Source organism: Glaciecola nitratireducens FR1064 (assembly GCF_000226565.1).
GTDB lineage: Bacteria > Pseudomonadota > Gammaproteobacteria > Enterobacterales > Alteromonadaceae > Glaciecola > Glaciecola nitratireducens.
The window spans coordinates 2299197-2319918 of record NC_016041.1; the positions used below are offsets into that span (position 1 = coordinate 2299197).

General features: G+C 43.8%; 18 protein-coding genes. 16 read left to right on the forward strand and 2 right to left on the reverse strand.

All coding sequences use genetic code 11. The features are described 5' to 3' along the window. Positions 1-37: 37 nt before the first annotated feature. A complete protein-coding gene (ftsH, locus tag GNIT_RS09860; protein ID WP_041246383.1) occupies positions 38-1969 on the reverse strand; it encodes an ATP-dependent zinc metalloprotease FtsH in 1932 nt (643 codons plus the stop codon). Positions 1970-2351: 382 nt separating this feature from the next. Here ftsH and yhbY point away from each other — a divergent pair, with 382 nt between their 5' ends. Both yhbY and GNIT_RS09870 read left to right on the forward strand, forming a co-directional pair. Then, positions 2352-2648 (forward strand): ribosome assembly RNA-binding protein YhbY, encoded by a 297-nt coding sequence (gene yhbY / locus GNIT_RS09865; RefSeq protein WP_014109055.1) that lies wholly within the window; start codon positions 2352-2354, stop codon positions 2646-2648. Between the two features lie 101 nt (positions 2649-2749). Next, positions 2750-3532: an SDR family NAD(P)-dependent oxidoreductase gene (locus tag GNIT_RS09870; protein ID WP_014109056.1), complete on the forward strand. Its 783-nt coding sequence runs from the start codon at positions 2750-2752 to the stop codon at positions 3530-3532. A 38-nt stretch (positions 3533-3570) separates the two neighbouring features. Here GNIT_RS09870 and GNIT_RS09875 read toward each other — a convergent pair whose 3' ends face one another. Then, on the reverse strand, positions 3571-5988 hold the full coding sequence (locus GNIT_RS09875; protein WP_014109057.1) for a Lon protease family protein: 2418 nt from the start codon (positions 5986-5988) through the stop codon (positions 3571-3573). Between the two features lie 454 nt (positions 5989-6442). Here GNIT_RS09875 and leuS point away from each other — a divergent pair, with 454 nt between their 5' ends. From leuS to GNIT_RS09945, 14 genes are all read left to right on the forward strand, one after another. Further along, on the forward strand, positions 6443-9082 hold the full coding sequence (leuS, locus tag GNIT_RS09880; protein WP_014109058.1) for a leucine--tRNA ligase: 2640 nt from the start codon (positions 6443-6445) through the stop codon (positions 9080-9082). A gap of 191 nt (positions 9083-9273) precedes the next feature. Further along, the gene (locus tag GNIT_RS09885; protein WP_238526883.1) at positions 9274-9867 is read left to right on the forward strand and encodes an LPS-assembly lipoprotein LptE; all 594 of its coding nucleotides are present in this window, start codon (positions 9274-9276) and stop codon (positions 9865-9867) included. Further along, on the forward strand, positions 9867-10898 hold the full coding sequence (gene holA / locus GNIT_RS09890; protein WP_014109060.1) for a DNA polymerase III subunit delta: 1032 nt from the start codon (positions 9867-9869) through the stop codon (positions 10896-10898). The genes GNIT_RS09885 and holA overlap by 1 nt, the downstream gene beginning before the upstream one ends. Positions 10899-10900: 2 nt before the next feature. Next, positions 10901-11575 (forward strand): nicotinate (nicotinamide) nucleotide adenylyltransferase, encoded by a 675-nt coding sequence (nadD, locus tag GNIT_RS09895; RefSeq protein WP_014109061.1) that lies wholly within the window; start codon positions 10901-10903, stop codon positions 11573-11575. Positions 11576-11583: 8 nt separating this feature from the next. After that, positions 11584-11901 carry a ribosome silencing factor gene (gene rsfS / locus GNIT_RS09900; protein WP_014109062.1) on the forward strand — a complete coding sequence of 106 codons (318 nt, stop codon included), beginning with the start codon at positions 11584-11586 and terminating at the stop codon, positions 11899-11901. A 36-nt stretch (positions 11902-11937) separates the two neighbouring features. Then, positions 11938-12408: a 23S rRNA (pseudouridine(1915)-N(3))-methyltransferase RlmH gene (rlmH, locus tag GNIT_RS09905; protein ID WP_041246384.1), complete on the forward strand. Its 471-nt coding sequence runs from the start codon at positions 11938-11940 to the stop codon at positions 12406-12408. Positions 12409-12435: 27 nt separating this feature from the next. Further along, positions 12436-14394, forward strand: a complete 1959-nt coding sequence (mrdA, locus tag GNIT_RS09910; RefSeq protein WP_014109064.1) for a penicillin-binding protein 2 — start codon at positions 12436-12438, stop codon at positions 14392-14394. 28 nt (positions 14395-14422) lie between these two features. Further along, complete coding sequence (gene rodA, locus GNIT_RS09915; protein WP_049786988.1) at positions 14423-15502, forward strand: rod shape-determining protein RodA; 1080 nt, start codon at positions 14423-14425, stop codon at positions 15500-15502. A gap of 52 nt (positions 15503-15554) precedes the next feature. After that, positions 15555-16508 (forward strand): septal ring lytic transglycosylase RlpA family protein, encoded by a 954-nt coding sequence (locus GNIT_RS09920; RefSeq protein WP_014109066.1) that lies wholly within the window; start codon positions 15555-15557, stop codon positions 16506-16508. A gap of 238 nt (positions 16509-16746) precedes the next feature. Beyond that, positions 16747-17901, forward strand: a complete 1155-nt coding sequence (locus GNIT_RS09925; protein WP_014109067.1) for a D-alanyl-D-alanine carboxypeptidase family protein — start codon at positions 16747-16749, stop codon at positions 17899-17901. An 8-nt stretch (positions 17902-17909) separates the two neighbouring features. Then, positions 17910-18173 (forward strand): DUF493 family protein YbeD, encoded by a 264-nt coding sequence (gene ybeD, locus GNIT_RS09930; protein WP_041246780.1) that lies wholly within the window; start codon positions 17910-17912, stop codon positions 18171-18173. Between the two features lie 5 nt (positions 18174-18178). Continuing rightward, positions 18179-18823, forward strand: coding sequence for a lipoyl(octanoyl) transferase LipB (gene lipB / locus GNIT_RS09935; RefSeq protein ID WP_014109069.1), 645 nt, complete (start codon positions 18179-18181; stop codon positions 18821-18823). Further along, positions 18816-19778 (forward strand): lipoyl synthase, encoded by a 963-nt coding sequence (lipA, locus tag GNIT_RS09940; protein WP_014109070.1) that lies wholly within the window; start codon positions 18816-18818, stop codon positions 19776-19778. Before lipB ends, lipA begins: the two co-directional genes overlap by 8 nt. 5 nt (positions 19779-19783) lie before the next feature. Then, positions 19784-20722, forward strand: coding sequence for an ATP-grasp domain-containing protein (locus GNIT_RS09945; protein WP_014109071.1), 939 nt, complete (start codon positions 19784-19786; stop codon positions 20720-20722).

A 20722-nucleotide genomic window follows, 5' to 3' on the forward strand; every position in this document is an offset into this window, starting at 1 on the left:
GGTATCAACCAGCGTTTTCTACTCTCAGCAATTGGGATTAGTGAGTTACATCACTTGTGTCACTATCTGGCGCATCTTTTGCTTCACCGCCAGCATTGATCGACGCTCCACCTGATGGCTTGTCAGAACCAGCTTTGTCGTCTGTTTCCCAATCAGCAGGAGGACGAACTTCGACGCGATTCATTAAGTCATCAATTTGTTTAGCATCAATCGTCTCATATTTCATGAGTGCATCTTTCATCGCTTCAAGAACATCGAGGTTGTCTCTTAAAATTTTCTCTGCAGCGGCATAGTTGCGGTCAATAAGTAAACGAATTTCAGCGTCAATGTCTCGCACGGTTTCTGCAGACTTCGGCTTACCGCTTCCGCCCATAAACATTTCGTTTTCTTCATCTTCGTAGTTTATTGGTCCCATTTTAGGTGATAGACCCCAAGAGGTAACCATTTTACGTGCAATGTTCGTTGCCCGCTCAATATCGTTCGACGCACCAGTGGTAACACCAGCCTCACCTAAAGTAATTACCTCCGCAATACGGCCTCCGAATAATGTCGCGATACGTGACTCTAACTCTTCTCTTGAGTTGCTATACTTGTCCTGTTCCGGCAGATACATCGTCACGCCCAGAGCGCGTCCACGAGGGATAATAGACACTTTGTAAACAGGGTCATGCTTAGGCACCAGTCGCCCTACAATGGCATGACCAGCTTCGTGATAAGCAGTATTTGTTTTCTCTTCTTCCGACATGACCATGCTCTTGCGTTCAGAACCCATCATGATTTTGTCTTTTGCCTTGTCAAACTCTTCCATGCTGACTACGCGTTTGTTTGTGCGAGCAGCAAATAGAGCAGCTTCGTTTACAAGGTTGGCTAAGTCAGCGCCAGAGAAACCAGGCGTTCCGCGAGCGATTAAAGATGCTACAACATTGTCGCCTAGCGGCACTTTGCGCATATGTACTTTTAGAATTTGCTCACGACCACGAATATCCGGCAAACCAACCATCACTTGACGGTCGAAACGACCAGGGCGCAATAACGCTGGATCCAGAACATCAGGACGGTTTGTCGCCGCAATAACGATGATCCCCTCGTGACCTTCGAAGCCATCCATTTCAACCAGCATTTGGTTCAACGTTTGCTCGCGCTCATCATGACCGCCACCGTGACCCGCGCCACGCTTGCGACCAACGGCATCAATCTCATCGATGAATATAATACAGGGTGACGATTTTTTAGCTTGGTCGAACATATCGCGTACACGAGATGCACCAACGCCCACAAACATTTCTACAAAGTCAGAACCTGATATACTGAAGAAAGGAACCTTTGCTTCACCAGCAATCGCTTTAGCCAGCAACGTTTTACCCGTTCCTGGAGGACCAACCATAAGTACGCCCTTCGGTATTTTACCGCCTAGCTTCTGAAACTTCGTAGGATCGCGCAAGAAGTCTACCAATTCGCTAACATCTTCCTTCGCTTCATCACAGCCAGCCACGTCGGCAAACGTCGTCTTGATTTGGTCTTCGCCAAGCAGTCTTGCCTTGCTTTTTCCAAATGACATAGCGCCTTTGCCGCCACCGCCCTGCATTTGTCGCATAAAGAAAATCCATACGCCGATAAGCAGAAGCATTGGAAACCAATTTATGAAGATTGATGCTAGGAACGACTGCTCTTCAGGTTTTTTCCCCGACACAATCACATTGCCTTGCATTAACAATTCATCCATCAACTTCATGTCTAAATATGGGATCTGCGTAACAAATGCATCATTGTTGTTACGTACACCGCTAATTTCGTTGGTGCTTTGGTCAATCGTAACTTCTCTAATGTCGCCACGTTTAACTTGCTCTAGGAACGTCGAATACGCAAGCTTGTTTGTTGCACTTTCTCCGCCGGATATATTTTGAAACACCATCATTAGCACTACTGCTATGACGAGCCATAAAATGAGATTTTTTGCCATGTCGCTCAACGCTGCTTACCTCTAATAAAAATGAATCTTGGATTGTTCATTACACATCTATACGCTTAATAAGGAAGAATAGATGTAAATGAGATTACTATAATTTAAAAACCTTCGCCACAAGATACCCTTCTCATCATCTCGTTGGCATGAATCTTTTTGCATGCAAAGCCACTAACAAAGCCTCTTTCACCGTATCCTACGTTGTCATCGTAGTTCACGCTGATGAATTTATCCACCCATAACTACGCTTGAATTGCTCGTTACTGTTTACACTGTGTTTCTTTTTTTGTACACAATCGTGAAACTGATTAGGAATGTTGTATAGATAGAGGTAGAATACATTTTTTCAAGGTGTTTAACACAAACTAATCGTTACAAAAGATAACAAATGAATTTATCAAATAAACAAAAGCAATATTTAAAAGGCCTAGCGCACCCATTGAAACCGGTTGTCCAGCTAGGGAATAACGGATTGACTGAAGGTGTTTTAGCCGAAATAGAGAACGCGCTCAGTTTTCACGAGTTAATAAAAGTAAAAGTGCCAAGTGATGACAAAGAAGAAAAACAGCTCATTATGGAAGCTATCATAGGCGAGACAAACGCAGTGCAAGTTCAAGCTATTGGACATGTTTTGGTGATGTATCGTCAAAGTGATGAGAAAAAAATCAGTATTCCAAAGCGATAAGCGCCTTCTTTTACAAATAACGTATTATAAATATTTACAAACACTCAGGTGAAGCTGCTTGAGTGCATAAACTCATCAAAAAATAATAATGTGAGGCCTACATGACGACAGATAATACAAATACAATAGCAATAGTTACGGGCGGATGCTCAGGACTAGGGCATGCCACCGCCAAAGTGCTGCGAGAAGCCGGTTACCATCTTGCTATATTTGATTTAAATGAAGCGTTAGGTAAACAACGCGTTAGCGAATTTGGCGACAATTTTTGTACGTTTTATAAAGTAGATGTAACCAATGACGCAAGTGTAGAAGCAGCTGTTGCTGAAGTCGCGAAAGGCGACTTAGAAATACGTCTTTGCGTAAATTGCGCAGGTGTTGCTCCGGCGAAGCGCACCCTAGACCGTGAAGGCGAAGCAATGCCCTTAGTCAACTTTAAATCAGTAATTGATATTAATTTAATCGGTACCTTTAATGTCGCTCGTGTCGCCGCCAGCGCTATGGCAAAAAATGCGCCTTTAGGTGAAGCAAATGAACGGGGCTTAATTGTTAATACAGCCTCAGTTGCTGGTTATGAAGGTCAAATAGGACAAACGGCCTACGCTGCAAGTAAAGGCGGTATTATTGGTTTGTGTTTACCGATGGCAAGAGATTTAGCACCGCTTGGCATTCGAGTGAATACAATAGCACCAGGCGTAATGGGTACGCCAATGTTACTCGCAATGCCGGATAAAGTTCAGGAAGCCTTAGTACAAAATGTGCAGTTTCCAAAGCGTTTAGGTTTACCAGAAGAGTTCGGAAAGCTGGTGCTACATATGGCAAATAACGCTTACTTAAACGGCGAAACCGTGCGTTTAGACGGCGCGTTGAGAATGCCGCCTAAATAGTCAAAACAGAGCGGCTTGGCGCAATACGTCTAGCTGCCCTACTCGTCGTCTGCGCCACCATTAACTATATTGGCAATGTTATATAAGCGATTAACTGCTTGATAGTGGATGCTATTTTTTGGATAGCGTCCTTTTACATTCAACTCACCCGCTTCTTTCTTCATTAATAGACACAACGTTTCATCAACCGAACTTACCGCATAAACGTGAAATAAACCTTGCTTAACCGCTTCAATAATTTCACTGTCTAAGACCAAATTGAGCGCATTCGATTTTGGAATAATCACGCCCTGCTTGCCATTCAAGCCGCGTTGCAAACAAAGTGAAAAATAGCCTTCGATTTTTTCATTTACGCCGCCGACCGCCTGCACTTCGCCATATTGATTTATAGAGCCCGTTACTGCCAATCCTTGGTCAACGGGTAATTCCGTCAAAGCAGAAATGAGCGCTATTAATTCTCCCAAGGACGCACTATCGCCATCAATATAGCCATACGATTGCTCTAACGCGATATTGGCCGACAGAGTAAGCGGAAAGAATTGAGCATACTTATTACCAAGATAGCCAGTGAGGAGCATAACGCCCTTAGAGTGTATCGATTGTCCCAGTTCCACTTCACGCTCAATGTCAATAACACCACTTGAACCGGCATAAACCGTCGAGGTTATGCGAGCAGGAGTTCCGAAAGCAGTGTCTCCAACCTCCAGTACGGTGAGTCCATTTACTTTTCCAGCAGCGTGTCCATCGGTATTAATCAGGACATGGCCTTCTTTTATATCCTCAAGAAGTGATTCACTCACACGACCTGTTCGGTTTTTCTTGGCCGCTAATGCAGCTTCTATATGAATGGCCTCAAGCTGATTTTGCTGCTGTTGAAAACAAAAGTATTGCGCCTCATTTATCAACTCAATCACATCAGCAAATCTTGCGCTCAATTTTGACTGATGTTCAGCCAGTCTCAGGCTATGTTCAAGAAGTCGTCGCATTGCTTCTGCATCAATACCACTAAGACCTATATGTTGAACGTGCCCCTTTACCCTCGCGACGAAGTCATTCAAATTTTGTTGGTTTAAAGGAATTTCATGGTCAAAATCTACGAGAACTCGGAACAGCTCTTTGAATTCATCGTCATAATCTTGCAGCGCATAATAGAGTTCACGCGACCCTAGCAGTATCACTTTTACTTTTAATGGGATCACTTGGGGGGTTTGCGTGATCGAATTCACCATGCCTACATCTTGCTGCGGTAACTCCATTTTTAGTTGGCCAAATTTTAGTGCCAGCTTTAACGATTCCCAAACGTAGGGCTGATCAACAAATTTGTCTGCATCCAGCAACAAATAACCACCGTTAGCTTTGTGTAAGGCACCTGCAACGATCATCCTGTAGTTGGTGTAAACACTACCTTGGACACTTGTGTATTCGACTTTACCAAACAAATTCTGATGTGTTGGGTTGGACTCATAAACGATAGGCGCGCCAGCATCAATTGAATGTCGTACCAACACATTTGGAACATAGGTATCAACCAAAATTGCGCTTATATCAAAATCGTCTTGTTTCTCATCTTTGGTTTCAGGAACCAGTAATTCTGTCACTGTGTCAATTAAATGCGGCTTCAACTGTTTCAGATGCTTCAGAATCGCTATATCTGATGCATGTTTATGCTCTAGTTCCTTAAGCAAAGGACGAATACCCTGCTCAGCAGTGTCACGCTTCAGTTTTCGCAACTGCTCGGCACTCTCGCGTTGCCATAAAGGGACTTCAATGAGTGCTTCGCTCAAACATTCCTCAAGTTCATCAATGAGGCCATAATATACCTGCCTTTCGTCATCACTACGCAGCGCGAAATCGGCATCATTTATTGGTTTGCCGTCAATAATGGGAGAAAAGCTAATAGTGCCATTTTCCTCAATGAGAGCAATGCCTTTGCCAAACGCAATTTTCTCAACTTCATCAATGGCCTTATCGTAGCGTTGCTCATTGGACCGAGTAATGGCTGCCTTTCGACGCTGATAGCTTGGATTTTCGAAGACTGCGGGAAAAGTATCCATTAATTCATCAAGTAAACTTTCAATATCTTCAACAAAAGCTTTGCTCTGACTTGTTGGCAACTGCAAAGCGATAGGTTGACGTTCATCATCAAAATTATTTAAATAACACCAGTCATTAGGCGTCGGTTGCGCATGGGCGCGCTGATTAATAAAGTTATGCACCAGGGTATAGCGGCCTGTCGCTTGCTCACCCATGACATACAAATTGTAGCCAGTTGAGTTAACGCCCAAACCAAAATTTAACGCTTCTTTTGCTCTATTTTGTCCAATTAGCGCTGTCTCACCTGCTTGGCTTTGCATAGCGATATCGAACATTTCATTATTAACGCCCGCACTCAAATCGGCTGCGGCAATGCTCAGTTTTTGCATGACTTGTTGAATGGACGAGAGTTTTGCAACCATAGATATTTTTTTCTTCTTTCGTTTCTATTTATGAATAGTCTGGTGAATGTTGTGCTTATTGAATCTATTGAGCATTTCTTTGCTAGCAAAGAGTGGAAAGCTTGTATGTTACCTACTGACAAAAATCGTAGTCTCATTTAATGCTCTTGAAACGAAAACACCGATTCATCATTGCATACTTTCACAGTCAGCGTGCGACCAACTTTGCTCCTCTCTTTCTATGGTAATTGATGTGCTGTTAGATTGCTGTAATTTTGTGATGATTTAATACTTTTGACCTTTTTTCTTTGCTTGATTGTGTATTTTAACAGCAGCTATGACAGTGATTTTTAATAAATTGACAAAAATAACCCAAGATGGCTCGCTTTATCAGTTTCGTCTATTGTCCCATGCCCCTTCAACAAGGTATTCTATACGGAATAAAATAACAATATGCCCAGAGATACAGATATAAATGGCCAATACAGACCACACCGAAAATCAATATGATCCGCAAGCCGTAGAGAAATCAGCGCAAACGCATTGGGATGAAACTCAAATATTTGCAGCGAAGCAGGACGATAATAGAGAAAAGTTCTATTGCTTGTCTATGTTTCCCTACCCGAGTGGCCGCCTACATATGGGACACGTGCGTAATTATACTATTGGTGATGTGGTCAGCCGTTTTCATCGCATGCAGGGCAAAAATGTACTACAGCCGATGGGTTGGGATGCGTTTGGCTTGCCGGCAGAAAATGCAGCGATAAACAACAAGTCAGCGCCAGCAAAGTGGACCTATCAGAATATTGATTACATGAAGACTCAGCTTAACTCACTAGGCTTTGGCTACGATTGGAGCCGCGAGTTAGCAACATGCAAGCAAGACTATTATCGTTGGGAGCAGTGGTTTTTTACACGTTTATTCGATAAAGGGCTCGTGTACAAGAAAAATGCAACGGTAAACTGGGACCCAGTCGATCAAACCGTACTGGCGAATGAGCAAGTGATTGATGGCCGCGGGTGGCGCTCAGGTGCATTAGTCGAGCAAAAAGAAATACCGCAATGGTTCATTAAAATTACAAATTACGCTGAACAATTGTTGACTGATTTAGATAAACTGAGCGAATGGCCGCAGCAAGTAGTCACCGCGCAGCGCAACTGGATTGGGCGCTCTGAAGGAGTCGATGTTACCTTCGACCTAAGTGCCGAAACGGCGGGCATTAGTCAAATCGAGGTGTACACAACTCGACCGGATACACTGTATGGTGTGTCATATCTGGCTGTCGCTGCACAACATCCCCTGGCTTTAGAAATGGCCAAGTCGAATCCTGATATGACCGCATTTATTGATGAGTGCAAAAATACAAAAACCACAGAAGCCGATATGGCAACGATGGAAAAGAGAGGAATGCCAACCGGCCTAAGCGCCATTCATCCGCTTACGGGTGAAACAATTCCGATCTGGATCGCCAACTTCGTGTTGATGAGTTATGGTTCTGGCGCAGTTATGTCGGTTCCCGCTCACGATCAACGTGACTGGGAGTTCGCGACTAAATACCAGTTGCCTATATTGCAAGTGGTCGAATTTACACCTAATGATGCTGACACCGCGGATATTAGTAAGGCCGCTTATACCGAAAAGAATACGCTAATGAATTCCGCAGAATACAGTGGACTCTCATTTAAAGATGGATTTGACGCTATCGCTGAAAAGCTTGCTACATTGGGTAAAGGAAAAAAATCGATTAATTATCGTCTGCGTGACTGGGGCGTATCGCGACAACGTTATTGGGGAGCACCGATCCCGGTTGTTACTAACGAAAACGGTGAATCCTTTGCTGTTAACGCTGAAGACTTACCGGTCGTATTACCAGAAGACGTTGTTATGGATGGCGTCACCTCGCCAATTAAAGCAGATCCAGATTGGGCAAAAGCCACTCACAACGGCCAGCCCGTCACCAGAGAAACTGACACGTTTGATACTTTCATGGAATCGTCTTGGTATTACGCTCGTTATGCATCTGCCCCGTCTGATGCAATGCTTGATCCCAAAGAAGCCAATTACTGGCTTCCTGTCGATCAATATATTGGCGGCATTGAGCACGCTATTTTGCACCTATTGTATGCGCGCTTTTTTCACAAGCTTTTGCGTGACGAAGACCTTGTTACTAGCGATGAACCTTTCAAAAAGCTATTGTGCCAAGGCATGGTGCTAGCAGATGCATTTTTTACTAAAGACGAAAAAGGTAAAGAGATTTGGCATGCGCCAACTGATGTCATAGTTGAAAAAGATGATAAAGGTCGCATTGCTAAGGCTACTCTCGCGGATGGCACAGAAGTTGAACATGCTGGCATGATCAAAATGGGAAAATCAAAGAATAACGGCATTGATCCCCAAGCTGTAATCGATATTTATGGCGCAGATACAGTCAGATTATTTACAATGTTTGCCGCGCCACCAGAGCAAACCCTCGAGTGGATAGATTCAGGCGTTGAAGGTTCACATCGTTTCTTAAAACGTTTCTGGCGTTTAGCCAATGAACATTGTGAATTATGTGAAAGTAAAGGAGGCGTCCCCAAACTAAATAAAGCCTCGCTGAACAAGACACAGAAAGCGCTGCGCAGAGAAATTCACCAAACAATTGAAAAAGTCACTGATGACTTAGGACGCAGACAAACCTTCAATACCGCAGTAGCAAAAGTGATGGAGTTATTAAATAGTTTGCAGAAAGCTGAAATGCTTGATGACCAGGATATTGCCCTTCAGCGCGAAGGTTTAATGGCAATGGTGCAATTATTGAACCCAATCACACCGCATATTTGCGAAGCACTCTGGACATTATTAGGCGGAAAGAGCGCTGATGGTAAGGGCGAGTTACAAACATCCCCATGGCCTCAAGTAGATGCATCAGCGTTAGTGGAAGACGAAAAACTGATCGTTGTTCAAGTGAACGGTAAAGTGCGGGCAAAAATGACGGTTGCGGCCGACATCAGCAGCGAGCAGGCGCAAGAAGAAGCATTAGCGCAAGAGAATGTGCAGCCATTTATTGATGGTAAAACAGTACGTAAAGTTATTTATATTGCGGGTAAACTTGTCAATATTGTAGCTAACTAGTAAGTCAGCAACGTGGTGAGAAAAACGTTGCCGAACTTACGTCTTCACAGACGTTATTTTTGCCGTATGTTCGTTAAATAGCAAAGACACGTTGGCCTAAAATTTAACATATTGGGCCACATCGACGGAGTAGGATTTTGATAAGCCGAGTGAGCCAAGTTAGCGCTATACTTTCCAATTTAGGCGGGTATGTGTGTACTACAATTAAAAAGTCGAAACTGGCGTTTATCATTGCCGTGATCACGGTAGTGTTGCAAGGATGCGGTTTTAAATTGCGCGGCAGCCAGGCATTGCCAAGTTATTTAAATAACGTTGTTATTCTCTCACAATTTGACTATTTGCCGCTATCCAGAGCCTTAGACAACAGGCTTCCTGTGTACCAATTGCAGAGTATCGTCGGCGAAAAAACAATTCCTGAAGGTATAGAACCCACGACTGTCGTAGTCATAAAGCTTCAGCCTGAAGCGCTTGAGCGCCGTCTACTTTCTATTTTTTCAAGTGGGCAAGTTGCAGAATACGAGCTGATTTATTCTGTAAATTACGAGGTTATTTTTCCTTTTGCTGAACCCATAAGCGCATCAATGACGGTGGCAAGAGAATATCAGGATGATCCCGATCAAGTGCTGGCAAAATCTAGAGAGTTAGACCTGGTACTCGATGAAATGCGAGCGGAGTCCGCTGACCGTATGATTCGATTGCTGTCTAGTCAATACACTGAAGCACTAGCTTCCATTGAAGCACGAAAAACCCGAAAAGCGTCAAAAATTAACGTGAACAAGCCCTAATGCAAGTTTATCCCAATCGGTTTCAACAACACATTCAACAGCAAGGCCTGGCCCCTTTTATTCTTGTTTTTGGTGACGAACCACAGCAGAAGCTAGATATGATCGATTCCGTTCGCATACTAGCAAAATCTCAGGGCTTTGATGAACGCCAAACATTGATTGCTGACACTGATTTTTCATGGTCGCAGTTGATTGAAGCCACTCAATCAATGTCGCTATTTTCCGACAAACAGTATATTGAGCTTACCCTACCAACAGGTAAGCCTGGCGCCGAGGGTAGTAAAGTCCTAACTGCCATTGCCGAAAATCCATCGATTGATACCTTAATTTTGATCCAAGGTCCTAAAATCGCAAAAGATGTTCAAAAGGCAAAATGGTTCAAGGCGCTTGACGCAAAGGGTATATTTTCAATTTGTTATCCCCTTGAGGGTAAGCAGTTAGTCCAATGGATTGAACAGCGCTGCCGTGCTTCTAAGGTGAACATTAGCCCTGCGGGAGTAAACCTCCTAGCTGACTTCAGTGAAGGTAATTTACTTGCAGCTAAACAAGAAATTGAAAAACTAGCTTTGATGTATGCCGACAATGGCCAACAAGTCGATGAAAAAGTGTTGGCTGCTGGTATGGTCGAGCAATCTCGATTCACGGTGTTTCAATTTGTCGACGATTTACTCGCAGGTGATATTCAAAAAGCGATTAAAATTTTGTACCGTTTGGAAAGCGAAGGTGTAGAGCCAAACATTATTCTATGGAATCTAATAAAAGAAGCGCAAACACTAGCTGAATGCCAGGCAATGCAGAGCGTTGAAGGGAGTATCAACTTCAATAAGTTACGTATTTGGCAAAATAAGCAAAGCCTATATAAGAATGCCTTGCGGCGGCTCACTCCCGGTCATATCAGTTTGATGCACAATCATTTACAACAAGCCGACTTAATATTGAAAAGTGAGACAACAGCAAGACCTTACATTTTGTTAAGTCATTTGGCACTGTTGTTCATGCCCGCAGCACTGCAACACCTACCTTTAAATTAGTAATGACCTATTCTCAACCAATCACGCTCTTCGGTGGCACTTTTAACCCGCCGCATTGGGGACACGTCAAGCCATTAAAACAAGCGATGCAAGCTCTCGACATAACGAAAGTGGGTTTGATGCCATGCAACATTCCTCCTCATAAGCAACGCTTAAAGATTAGCAATCAACACCGATTGGCAATGCTACAAATTATTTGTGAGCTTGAGTCATCGCTATATATCGAAGGTATCGAATTAGAAAGTGATGAAGTGAGTTTTACCTTCAATACCTTGCAAAAATTAAAGAAGAATAATCAACAATCACTCTGTTTTGTGATGGGCGCAGACTCGTTCCAATCGTTTGAAACATGGCATAGATGGCAAGAGATCTTGCAGCTTTGTAATATTATTGTGTTGAATAGAGACAACCAGCCGTTAAAAAGATTGAAAGAAGTGACGCAATATATTTCATGTGGGCCTCATGATGCTGTATCCTTAGCAGACAAGCAGGTTTTATCAACAAGTAACGGAATTGTTGTGTCTTGCCATTTTCCAAACGTTGCGGTGTCTTCAACTTTAATTCGAGATAAACTCGAGCAAAAAGACTATCCTTATTTGGAAACAGGCGAAGTACTGCCTTTAGAGGTGTTGAAATATATTAAGCAACACCAATTATATGAACGAAAAATCCCTTAGGAATAACATTGAATCAACAAGAATACGTTCAATTTATAATAGACAAAATTGAAGATATGAAAGCCAGAGACATTGTACAAATAAATGTTGAAGGAAAGTCTACCATCACTGACGTGCTAATCGTATGCTCAGGAAACTCAAAAAAGCATGTTTCATCGATTGCTGAAAACCTTGTGGTTGAAATGAAAGCTGCAAATATGCCTCCACTAAGCGTCGAGGGCAAAGAAACAGGTGAATGGGTACTTGTCGATTTAGGTAACGTTGTTGTGCACGTAATGCAAGACGAAACACGCGATTTCTACCAACTTGAGAAGCTTTGGCAATAGCCTGAGCCTGCGCTCTGCAATTTTGGTGATATACAAATGCGAATACAAGTTGTCGCGGTTGGGAACAAAATGCCTAGTTGGGTTGTCGAAGGTACGCAAGAGTATGTGAGGCGCTTCCCAGCTGACTGCCAATTGTATTTCACGGAAATTGCTCCCGGTAAAAGGGGCAAAAATGCCGACGTGAAGCGCATTCTTTTTGATGAGGGTCGGCGTTGCTTACAACAAGTCCCAAAAGGAAACAAAATTGTTACGCTGGAAGTGCTTGGCCAAAGCTGGAGCACACCAAAACTCGCAGAGCAGCTAGAGAAGTGGAAAATGGACGGACGTGATATTAGTCTTTTAATTGGCGGTCCCGAAGGGCTATCAGAAGAATGCCAACAAGCGTCCGAGCAAAAATGGTCGTTGTCTAAATTGACGCTGCCACACCCGATGGTAAGAGTTATTGTTGCTGAGAGCATTTATCGCGCTTGGTCGGTGACTCAAAATCATCCATACCATCGAGAATAAAGCAGGTTGTAGAGACAAGAGTATTATATGGCACCAAAGCGTCAAACAATAAGAGATCATTCAGCAGAAGCGAACCTGGTTGCCAGACGTACCGTGGTTTCTATCATATTTGTTTGCATCCTGATGTCTGTTATTATTGTAAACTTATACCAGCTGCAGGTTCGGCAATACGAAGATTATCAAACTCGCTCCAATGGCAACAGAATTAAAGTATTGCCCGTTGCACCAAACCGCGGGTTGATATATGACCGCAATGGCGAAATACTCGCCGAAAATAAGCCCGTATTCAGTTTAGAAGTGACTCCCGAAGAAGTCGATAATCTGGACGACACGATCCAACAACTGTCAGTACTGATGTCCTTAACGGACAGCGAAATCAAAGAATTCAAAAGCGGTTTGAAAAGACAGCGTCGTTTCAAACCGCTTTCAATTAGACAGCAACTTTCGCATGAAGATGTTGCTCTTTTCTCTGCCAAGCAGCATCAATTCCCGGGTGTGAGCATTGAAGCAAGGCTATCACGAAATTATCCCTTCAAAGACACCCTCACCCACACGCTGGGTTATGTTGCAAGAATAAATAAAAAGGATTTAGCTAATCTAGAGGAGAATGACCAGCTTGCAAACTACGCTGCCACTCATGATATCGGTAAACAAGGTGTAGAGAAATTTCACGAACGAACGCTGCACGGCGTCGTCGGCTATCAGCAAGTAGAGGTTAATAATCAAGGCCGAATTATCCGAGTATTAAGTTTTGAACCGCCTTTGCCAGGCAAGGATATTGTGCTAAATATCGATATAAACATGCAAAAGAAAGCACAAGAAGTACTTGCTGGAAGAAGAGGTTCGGTTGTTGTCACGGATCCAAACGATGGCAGTGTTTTGGCGCTATATAGCAGCCCAAGCTATGATCCAAACTTGTTTGTGCATGGCATAAGCCAAAAAGAATACGGCAAACTTCTCGCGTCCAAAAACAGCCCGCTTCTCAATCGCGCAACGCAAGGCCGGTATCCGCCAGCTTCAACAATAAAACCACTTTTAGCTTTAGTGGGCCTTGAGGAAGGCGTGATTGACGAAGCCACTGAGATACGTGATCGTGGTACCTACCGTTTAAAGAACGTCGACCATGTTTGGCGTGATTGGAAGAAATATGGGCATGGGATGGTCGACGTAACTAAATCTATTGAAGTGTCATGTGATATTTTTTACTACGATTTAGCTTTTAAATTAGGTATCGACCGAATCAGTGACTCAATGCAATTGTTTGGCTTTGGTAGACGCACTGGTATCGATCTGATGGAAGAATCTGGCGCGAACATGCCGAGTCGAGGCTGGAAAAGAGCGCGCTTCAACGAGCCATGGTATATTGGTGACACCATACCTGTCGGAATTGGTCAAAGCTACTGGAACGCCACGCCACTACAGTTGGCTCAATCACTGAACTTTCTCATCAATAAAGGGCAGCGCCACACTCCTCGCCTAATCAAGGGCTATATGGTTGAAGGTGCCGTAAATAAATTACCTATCGAAATACAATCTCCCATTCCTGTCGTTGATGAACACAATTGGGATATCGTGCTGGATGCGCTTTACGGAACAGTTAATCGTGATCATGGCACGGCGCATACCGCGTTTAGAAATACAGATTATATTTCAGCAGGAAAAACCGGAACAGCACAGCTATTTTCCGTTGCTCAAGATGCTGAATACGAGGAAGAGAATGTATCCGCTCGCCTAAAAGATAATGCAATGTACATAGGCTACGCACCCTTCGTTGACCCTGAAATTAGCATCTCAGTAGTAATTGAAAACGCTGGCGGTGGCAGTTCGAATGCGGCACCAGCTGCAAGGATAGTAATGGATTATTATTTTAGTGAAATAAAACCCAAAGGGATTGCCCTAAAGACAAACCAAGATGGCTCTGCGGGTGCAACACAATACCCACCGAAAGTTGCAGCGACAATTATGACGGAGACTAACGGTGGCTGAAGCAAAGTTTACAACCATAAAAACGACTATGCTCGAGCGCATTCATATTGATGGCTTTTTGTTGTTCGCACTAGTTTGCCTAATGGGTATTGGACTTGTGACCATCTATAGCTCTGGAGGACAAGACTGGGATTTGGTAAATAGACAGCTAACACGCCTTGGTATTGCCCTCATCGTTATGTTCATTCTTGCCCAAATTCCGCCCATGGCATACAGGCGCCTGGCGGTTTATTTCTATAGCTTTGGGCTTATTATGCTCATTCTTGTTCTTCTTGTAGGCGTTGTCGGAAAAGGCGCTCAGCGCTGGTTGGACTTAGGCGTAATTCGTTTTCAACCCTCTGAAGTAATGAAGTTAGCTGTTCCACTTATGGTTGCTTGGTACATTAGTAAATTTAACTTACCGCCTCGCGCTCGTAATATCGCGATTGGCTTTGTGCTCGTCTTCATTCCGACCATCCTGATTGCTAAACAGCCTGATTTAGGTACCAGCCTCTTGGTCGCAAGTTCAGGTATATTTGCTCTGTTTCTGTCGGGCATGTCCTGGCGTTTAATCGGTTTAATAAGCGCGTTAGGCGGCGCATTCGCGCCAATAATGTGGTTCTTCTTGATGCAAGGCTATCAGAAGCAGCGCGTTCTCACCTTCTTAAACCCAGAAAGTGACCCTCTGGGCTCTGGTTATCATATTATCCAGTCCAAAATAGCCATAGGCTCCGGCGGTGTCAGCGGAAAAGGCTGGCTGCAGGGCACTCAATCTCAACTCGAATTTTTGCCTGAACGACACACCGACTTTATTTTCGCTGTTTTTAGTGAAGAATTTGGTCTGATTGGGGTTATAGGACTCTTGTTTATCTACATGTGTATTATTATTCGTGGACTAATGATTGCAAATTATGCCCAAGACGCCTTTAGTAAATTGCTGGCTGGCAGTTTAACCTTAACCTTCTTTGTATATGTTTTCGTTAATATGGGAATGGTTTCCGGCTTATTGCCTGTTGTTGGGGTTCCGTTGCCGCTTGTCAGCTATGGCGGAACATCAATGGTGACCTTGCTAGCAGGCTTTGGTATTCTGATGTCAATCAGTACGCAAAAGCGATTAATGTCCCGCTAAATAACGTGGCAATAAAACAAAACAACAATAACGATAAAATAATGGCAACGGAATGAATACGCTAAACAAATATACAATATTGGTAATAGCTCTTTCAGGCTTAAGCGCTTGTAGTATCAACAATAGTCGATATTCGCAAAAACAAGACAGCGCGCCTGAGTTCCATTACGGCGACTTAGAGCTCGCGGATGCGACACCCAGATATGAACCCTACGCGCCAGCTAACTTTCGCCCCTACACGGTGCTGGGTCAATATTATACGCCAATGCTGACAGCAAAAGGTTACGAAGAACATGGTGAAGCCTCATGGTATGGGCAGAAGTTTCATGGACATTTAACCTCTAATGGCGAAGTTTATGATATGTTTTCAATGACGGCGGCGCATAAAACATTGCCCTTACCTTCCTTTGTGAAAGTAACCAACTTAGATAATCAAAAAATAGCGATTGTTCGTGTTAACGACAGGGGCCCATTTCACCCCGGTCGTGTCATCGACTTGTCGTATGCTGCGGCTAAAAAGTTAGATGTATTGTCGACAGGCGTTGCTAACGTAAAAGTTGAAGTTGTTCATATCGATGAAGATGGCATCATGACCGTTGGTGCTGGCGCACCGCAGCAGCCAGAAATACCGCCATCTTTGGCTCAACCCGAATCAAACGCAGTCATGGTTGCTCAAGCAAATACTAAAACAACCATGGAAGACCGAGTAGAACTTGAATCTGCAGCGCCGCCAATTTCGAATGCCTTAGCATCGGTGATGGCTGGTAGCGACAAAAAAAGTCAAATTTTTGTACAAGTTGCTGCGTTTTCTGACGCTGAAAAAGTAAGCGAACTGTCTGAAGGATTAGCACGCCTCTATCAGGTTCCTACTGACGCACCGTTAATTGATAACATCTATAGATTAAGGCTTGGCCCATTAATAAATGAACAAAAAGCAGAAAAGTTAATCCAAGATCTGAGAAGCATCGGTTTCGACAGTGCATTTCAGATCCTGTCGGCTGATTGATTCAACTGACAATCTAACAACTTCGTCATTATTGCTTGTCATAACGAATACAGAATTAATAAAAAATAGGCTGAATCACTAGCCGTCCACAGGTGGATTGATATAAAATCCACGTTTACTAGATCACGTGATTGCATGCTCATTAAGAAAGCAACTCAAGGTCACCGAAAGATTAGGTGCTATACCTTGAAAGTCGATGCACACAGATGATAAAAACCTCAAAAGAATGGTTGAATAAATGCGCTTAAAAATAGTTTATACGTTACTTCTTGCAGCATCTTGCTTCTTTGCAAATGCGGCGATTGTTATTCCTCCCCCACCCAGTGTGGCGGCAGGCGGTTATATGTTGGTGGATCACAACACAGGTCATATCATCGCTGAAAAAAATATTGATATGCGACTTGCACCAGCAAGTTTGACCAAAATCATGACCATCTATGTCATCGGTAAAGAGATTAAGGCAGGTAATATTAGTCTGACTGACATGGTGACAATATCCGAGAATGCATGGGCCAAGAACTTCCCAGACTCTTCAAAGATGTTCATTGAAGTCGGAACCAAAGTGTCGGTTGAAGATTTGCTTATGGGCATTGTCGTTCAATCAGGCAACGACGCCTGTGTTGCAATGGCAGAACACATTGCTGGCAGCGAGGATGCATTTGCTAGCATGATGAACGCACATGCTCAAAGTCTCGGCATGAACGCCAGTAACTTTGTCAACAGCCATGGTTTGCACGATGCAGATCATTACACATCACCGCGCGACATGGCGACTCTGTCATCGGCTTTAATTTCCGAATTACCAGAGGCTTACGCCTTATACAGTATCAAAGAGTTCACATACAACGGTATTAAGCAATTTAATCGTAACAGTTTGCTTTGGGATAAGAGCCTTAACGTAGATGGAATAAAGACAGGTCACACGTCGGACGCAGGATATAGTTTGATTACCTCAGCCACCCAAGGCGACATGCGTTTAGTGTCTGTCGTTATGGGTACCGACAGCGAACGCTCTCGTAAAGTTGAAAATAAGAAACTATTGCGCTACGGATTCCGTTTCTTTGAGTCAGTAACGCCTTACCAAGCAGGCGATAGCTTTGTTGCTCATCGCATTTATATGGGTGACCGTGAGACTGTGGAGTTAGGTCTGAACCAATCAACGCCAATTACGATACCGCGCGGTCAGGCAAGCAAATTGAAAGCGCACTTCGAGCTAAGCCAGAGTCTTGAAGCACCCGTTGAGAAAGGACAAGTTGTTGGTCAATTATTTTTACAATTAGAAGGTGAAAATGTTGCCACCTACCCCTTAGTCACACTGCATGAAGTGCAGGAAGGCGGCTTGATTGAAAAAGCGATGGATTGGTTTTCCTTAAAAATGGGATTTGAGAGTTAATTATGACATTGGATACAAAGTTTGACGAAATTTTAGAGTTTCCCTGCTTCCAAACCTTTAAAGTCATGGGAGTTGCCGACCCAAGTTTGCCTGACGTTGTTATCTCGTGTCTGCAGCAGCATGCGCCCGGTGATTATTCACCTAGCATTAAGCCAAGCAGCAAGGGCAACTATCATTCACTATCAATAAAAGTGAAAGTAACTAGTAAAGACCATATGGAAACAATTTACACAGAGATCTCCAGTCTTGAGCTGGTTAGGTTCGTGCTCTGATTTCTATGCAATCAACCATCATTCGCCAATTAGGTTCGCAATCATATCGTCCAATTTGGCAGAAAATGCAGGAGTTTACTGACCAAAGAACGCCAGAAACAGCTGATGAAATTTGGTTAGTGGAACATACGCCCGTTTTTACTCAAGGCCAAGCCGGCAAGGCTGAGCATATCCTTGCACCTGGCGACATTCCCGTTGTGCAAGTAGACAGAGGTGGGCAAGTAACCTATCACGGTCCGGGTCAACAAATGCTGTACATTCTAATTGACGTGCGCAGAAACAAATTGGGGGTTCGTCACCTAGTTAATGGCTTAGAAAACTGTATCGTTAACTTAATGGCTGACTATGGCATCGAAGCTTACGCTAAAAAGGATGCTCCCGGCGTTTATGTCAATGAGCAGAAGCTATGCTCTGTTGGCTTAAGAATTCGCAAAGGATGTTCTTTTCATGGTCTAGCACTAAACGTAAATATGGATCTACGTCCTTTCGGGCGCATAAATCCGTGTGGCTATGCAGGCATGGAAATGATAGATTGTGCCGCACTAGGTGGTCCTGATTCACTAGAGATTGCAGGCCCTAAAATAGTTGATCACTTTTGCTCGCTATTGGGTATTAAGCATAAAGAATATAGAGAAGGTTTTGATGAATAATTCACGTTCAGAAGCGGGTGTAAAACTTCGCGATGATGAGAAACTAAAACACATTCCGATCACCATTGTTCCGACCGAAAAGGAACAGATGCTGCGCAAACCATCGTGGATCAAAATAAAGCTGCCTCGAACAACAGATCGCATCGACCACATCAAATCAACGCTGCGCAAAAATAACTTACATTCGGTATGTGAAGAAGCCAGCTGCCCTAACCTTGCGGAATGCTTTAATAAAGGCACCGCGACGTTCATGATATTGGGTGACATTTGTACTCGTCGCTGCCCATTCTGTGATGTTGCGCACGGTAAACCCCTACCACCAAGCGCAGAGGAACCTATTAAGTTAGCAAAGACCATTGCGGAGATGAAATTGAGCTACGTGGTGATCACATCAGTTGATCGCGACGATCTTCGTGACGGCGGCGCTCAACACTTCGTTGATTGCATAAATGCAATTCGCGAACACAGCCCGAGCACCAAAATTGAAGTTTTGGTTCCTGATTTCAGAGGCCGTATGGACCGAGCCTTGGAGATATTTCAAAACGGCGTTCCAGACGTGTTTAACCATAATTTAGAAACCATTCCCCGTTTATACAGAGAGTGTCGCCCTGGGGCAAACTATCAGTGGTCGCTTGATTTGCTGCGCAAATTCAAAGAGCAGCACCCTACAATCCCGACAAAATCAGGATTGATGATGGGAATGGGCGAAGAGTCCGAAGAGATGCAAAAAGTATTAGATGATCTTCGCACTCACAATGTCGACATGCTGACTCTTGGTCAATATTTACAGCCAAGTAAACACCATTTCCCAGTTAAGCGCTATGTGCCGCCTGCAGAGTTTGACGCGCTTGGAGAATACGCAAATTCGATTGGTTTCTCGCACGCAGCATGCGGTCCAATGGTGCGCTCTAGCTACCATGCCGACAAGCAAGCTGAAGGTGTAGAAGCGAAATAACGACTATGAGCAAAATCTACGTACTGCATGAAAATAACGAGTGGACTATTCACTTGCAGAACAGGTTGGAAGAATTAAGTCTACCCTACGAGCTTTGGCACTTGGATGAAGGTGTCATAGACTTGTCCAGCGAGCCGCCCGAGGGCGTTTTCTACAATCGAATCAGTGCTTCTTCACACACCCGAGACCATCGCTTTGCTCCTGAATTCACAGAAGCAGTGCTTGCTTGGTTGGAGCGTCACGGTCGTATAGTGGTAAACGGCACCAGAGCGCTGCGCTTAGAAGTGAGTAAAGTAAATCAGTACATGGCGCTTAATGCGGGCGGTATCCAAACACCAAAAACACTCGCCGCAGTAGGTAAAAAGCACATTATCGATGCCGCTAATTCACTAGGCATGCCTTCTTTTATCACTAAGCATAACCGAGCAGGCAAAGGTCAAGGAGTGCAGCTGTTTCATTCTGTTAATGCACTACAAGATTATATTGACGGTGCGAATTTTGATGAACCCGTTGACGGTATTACTTTGATCCAACAATATATTGAATCGCCCGAATCCTTCATCATTAGACATGAATTTATTGGTGGCAAATTCCTTTATGGCGTCAAAGTTGATACATCTGAAGGCTTTGAACTTTGCCCCGCAGATGCTTGCTCTATTGACGATATGTTTTGTCCGACGGATAAGCCACAAACAGCAGCTACCGCAAAGTTCGAAATTCTCAAGAACTACCGTCCAGCATTTATTGATGCCTACGAGGCGTTCTTGCAAGAAAATGATATTCAAGTAGCTGGTATCGAAGCTATACAAGATGCAGATGGCATCAGCTATGCCTATGACGTTAATACAAACACAAACTACAACTCTGATGCAGAAAAAATAGCAGGACAATTTGCAATGCTAGAATTAGCAAAATACCTTGCAGCACGTTTGCAAGAGAGTTGA

What these genes read in the sequence shown, in the direction of transcription:
- yhbY (WP_014109055.1), top strand. Translation starts at nt 2,352, where the DNA reads ATGAATTTATCAAATAAACAAAAGCAATATTTAAAAGGCCTAGCGCAC.
- GNIT_RS09870 (WP_014109056.1), top strand. Translation starts at nt 2,750, where the DNA reads ATGACGACAGATAATACAAATACAATAGCAATAGTTACGGGCGGATGC.
- GNIT_RS09875 (WP_014109057.1), bottom strand. Translation starts at nt 5,988, where the DNA reads ATGGTTGCAAAACTCTCGTCCATTCAACAAGTCATGCAAAAACTGAGC.
- leuS (WP_014109058.1), top strand. Translation starts at nt 6,443, where the DNA reads ATGGCCAATACAGACCACACCGAAAATCAATATGATCCGCAAGCCGTA.
- holA (WP_014109060.1), top strand. Translation starts at nt 9,867, where the DNA reads ATGCAAGTTTATCCCAATCGGTTTCAACAACACATTCAACAGCAAGGC.
- nadD (WP_014109061.1), top strand. Translation starts at nt 10,901, where the DNA reads ATGACCTATTCTCAACCAATCACGCTCTTCGGTGGCACTTTTAACCCG.
- rlmH (WP_041246384.1), top strand. Translation starts at nt 11,938, where the DNA reads ATGCGAATACAAGTTGTCGCGGTTGGGAACAAAATGCCTAGTTGGGTT.
- mrdA (WP_014109064.1), top strand. Translation starts at nt 12,436, where the DNA reads ATGGCACCAAAGCGTCAAACAATAAGAGATCATTCAGCAGAAGCGAAC.
- rodA (WP_049786988.1), top strand. Translation starts at nt 14,423, where the DNA reads ATGCTCGAGCGCATTCATATTGATGGCTTTTTGTTGTTCGCACTAGTT.
- GNIT_RS09920 (WP_014109066.1), top strand. Translation starts at nt 15,555, where the DNA reads ATGAATACGCTAAACAAATATACAATATTGGTAATAGCTCTTTCAGGC.
- GNIT_RS09925 (WP_014109067.1), top strand. Translation starts at nt 16,747, where the DNA reads ATGCGCTTAAAAATAGTTTATACGTTACTTCTTGCAGCATCTTGCTTC.
- lipB (WP_014109069.1), top strand. Translation starts at nt 18,179, where the DNA reads ATGCAATCAACCATCATTCGCCAATTAGGTTCGCAATCATATCGTCCA.
- lipA (WP_014109070.1), top strand. Translation starts at nt 18,816, where the DNA reads ATGAATAATTCACGTTCAGAAGCGGGTGTAAAACTTCGCGATGATGAG.
- GNIT_RS09945 (WP_014109071.1), top strand. Translation starts at nt 19,784, where the DNA reads ATGAGCAAAATCTACGTACTGCATGAAAATAACGAGTGGACTATTCAC.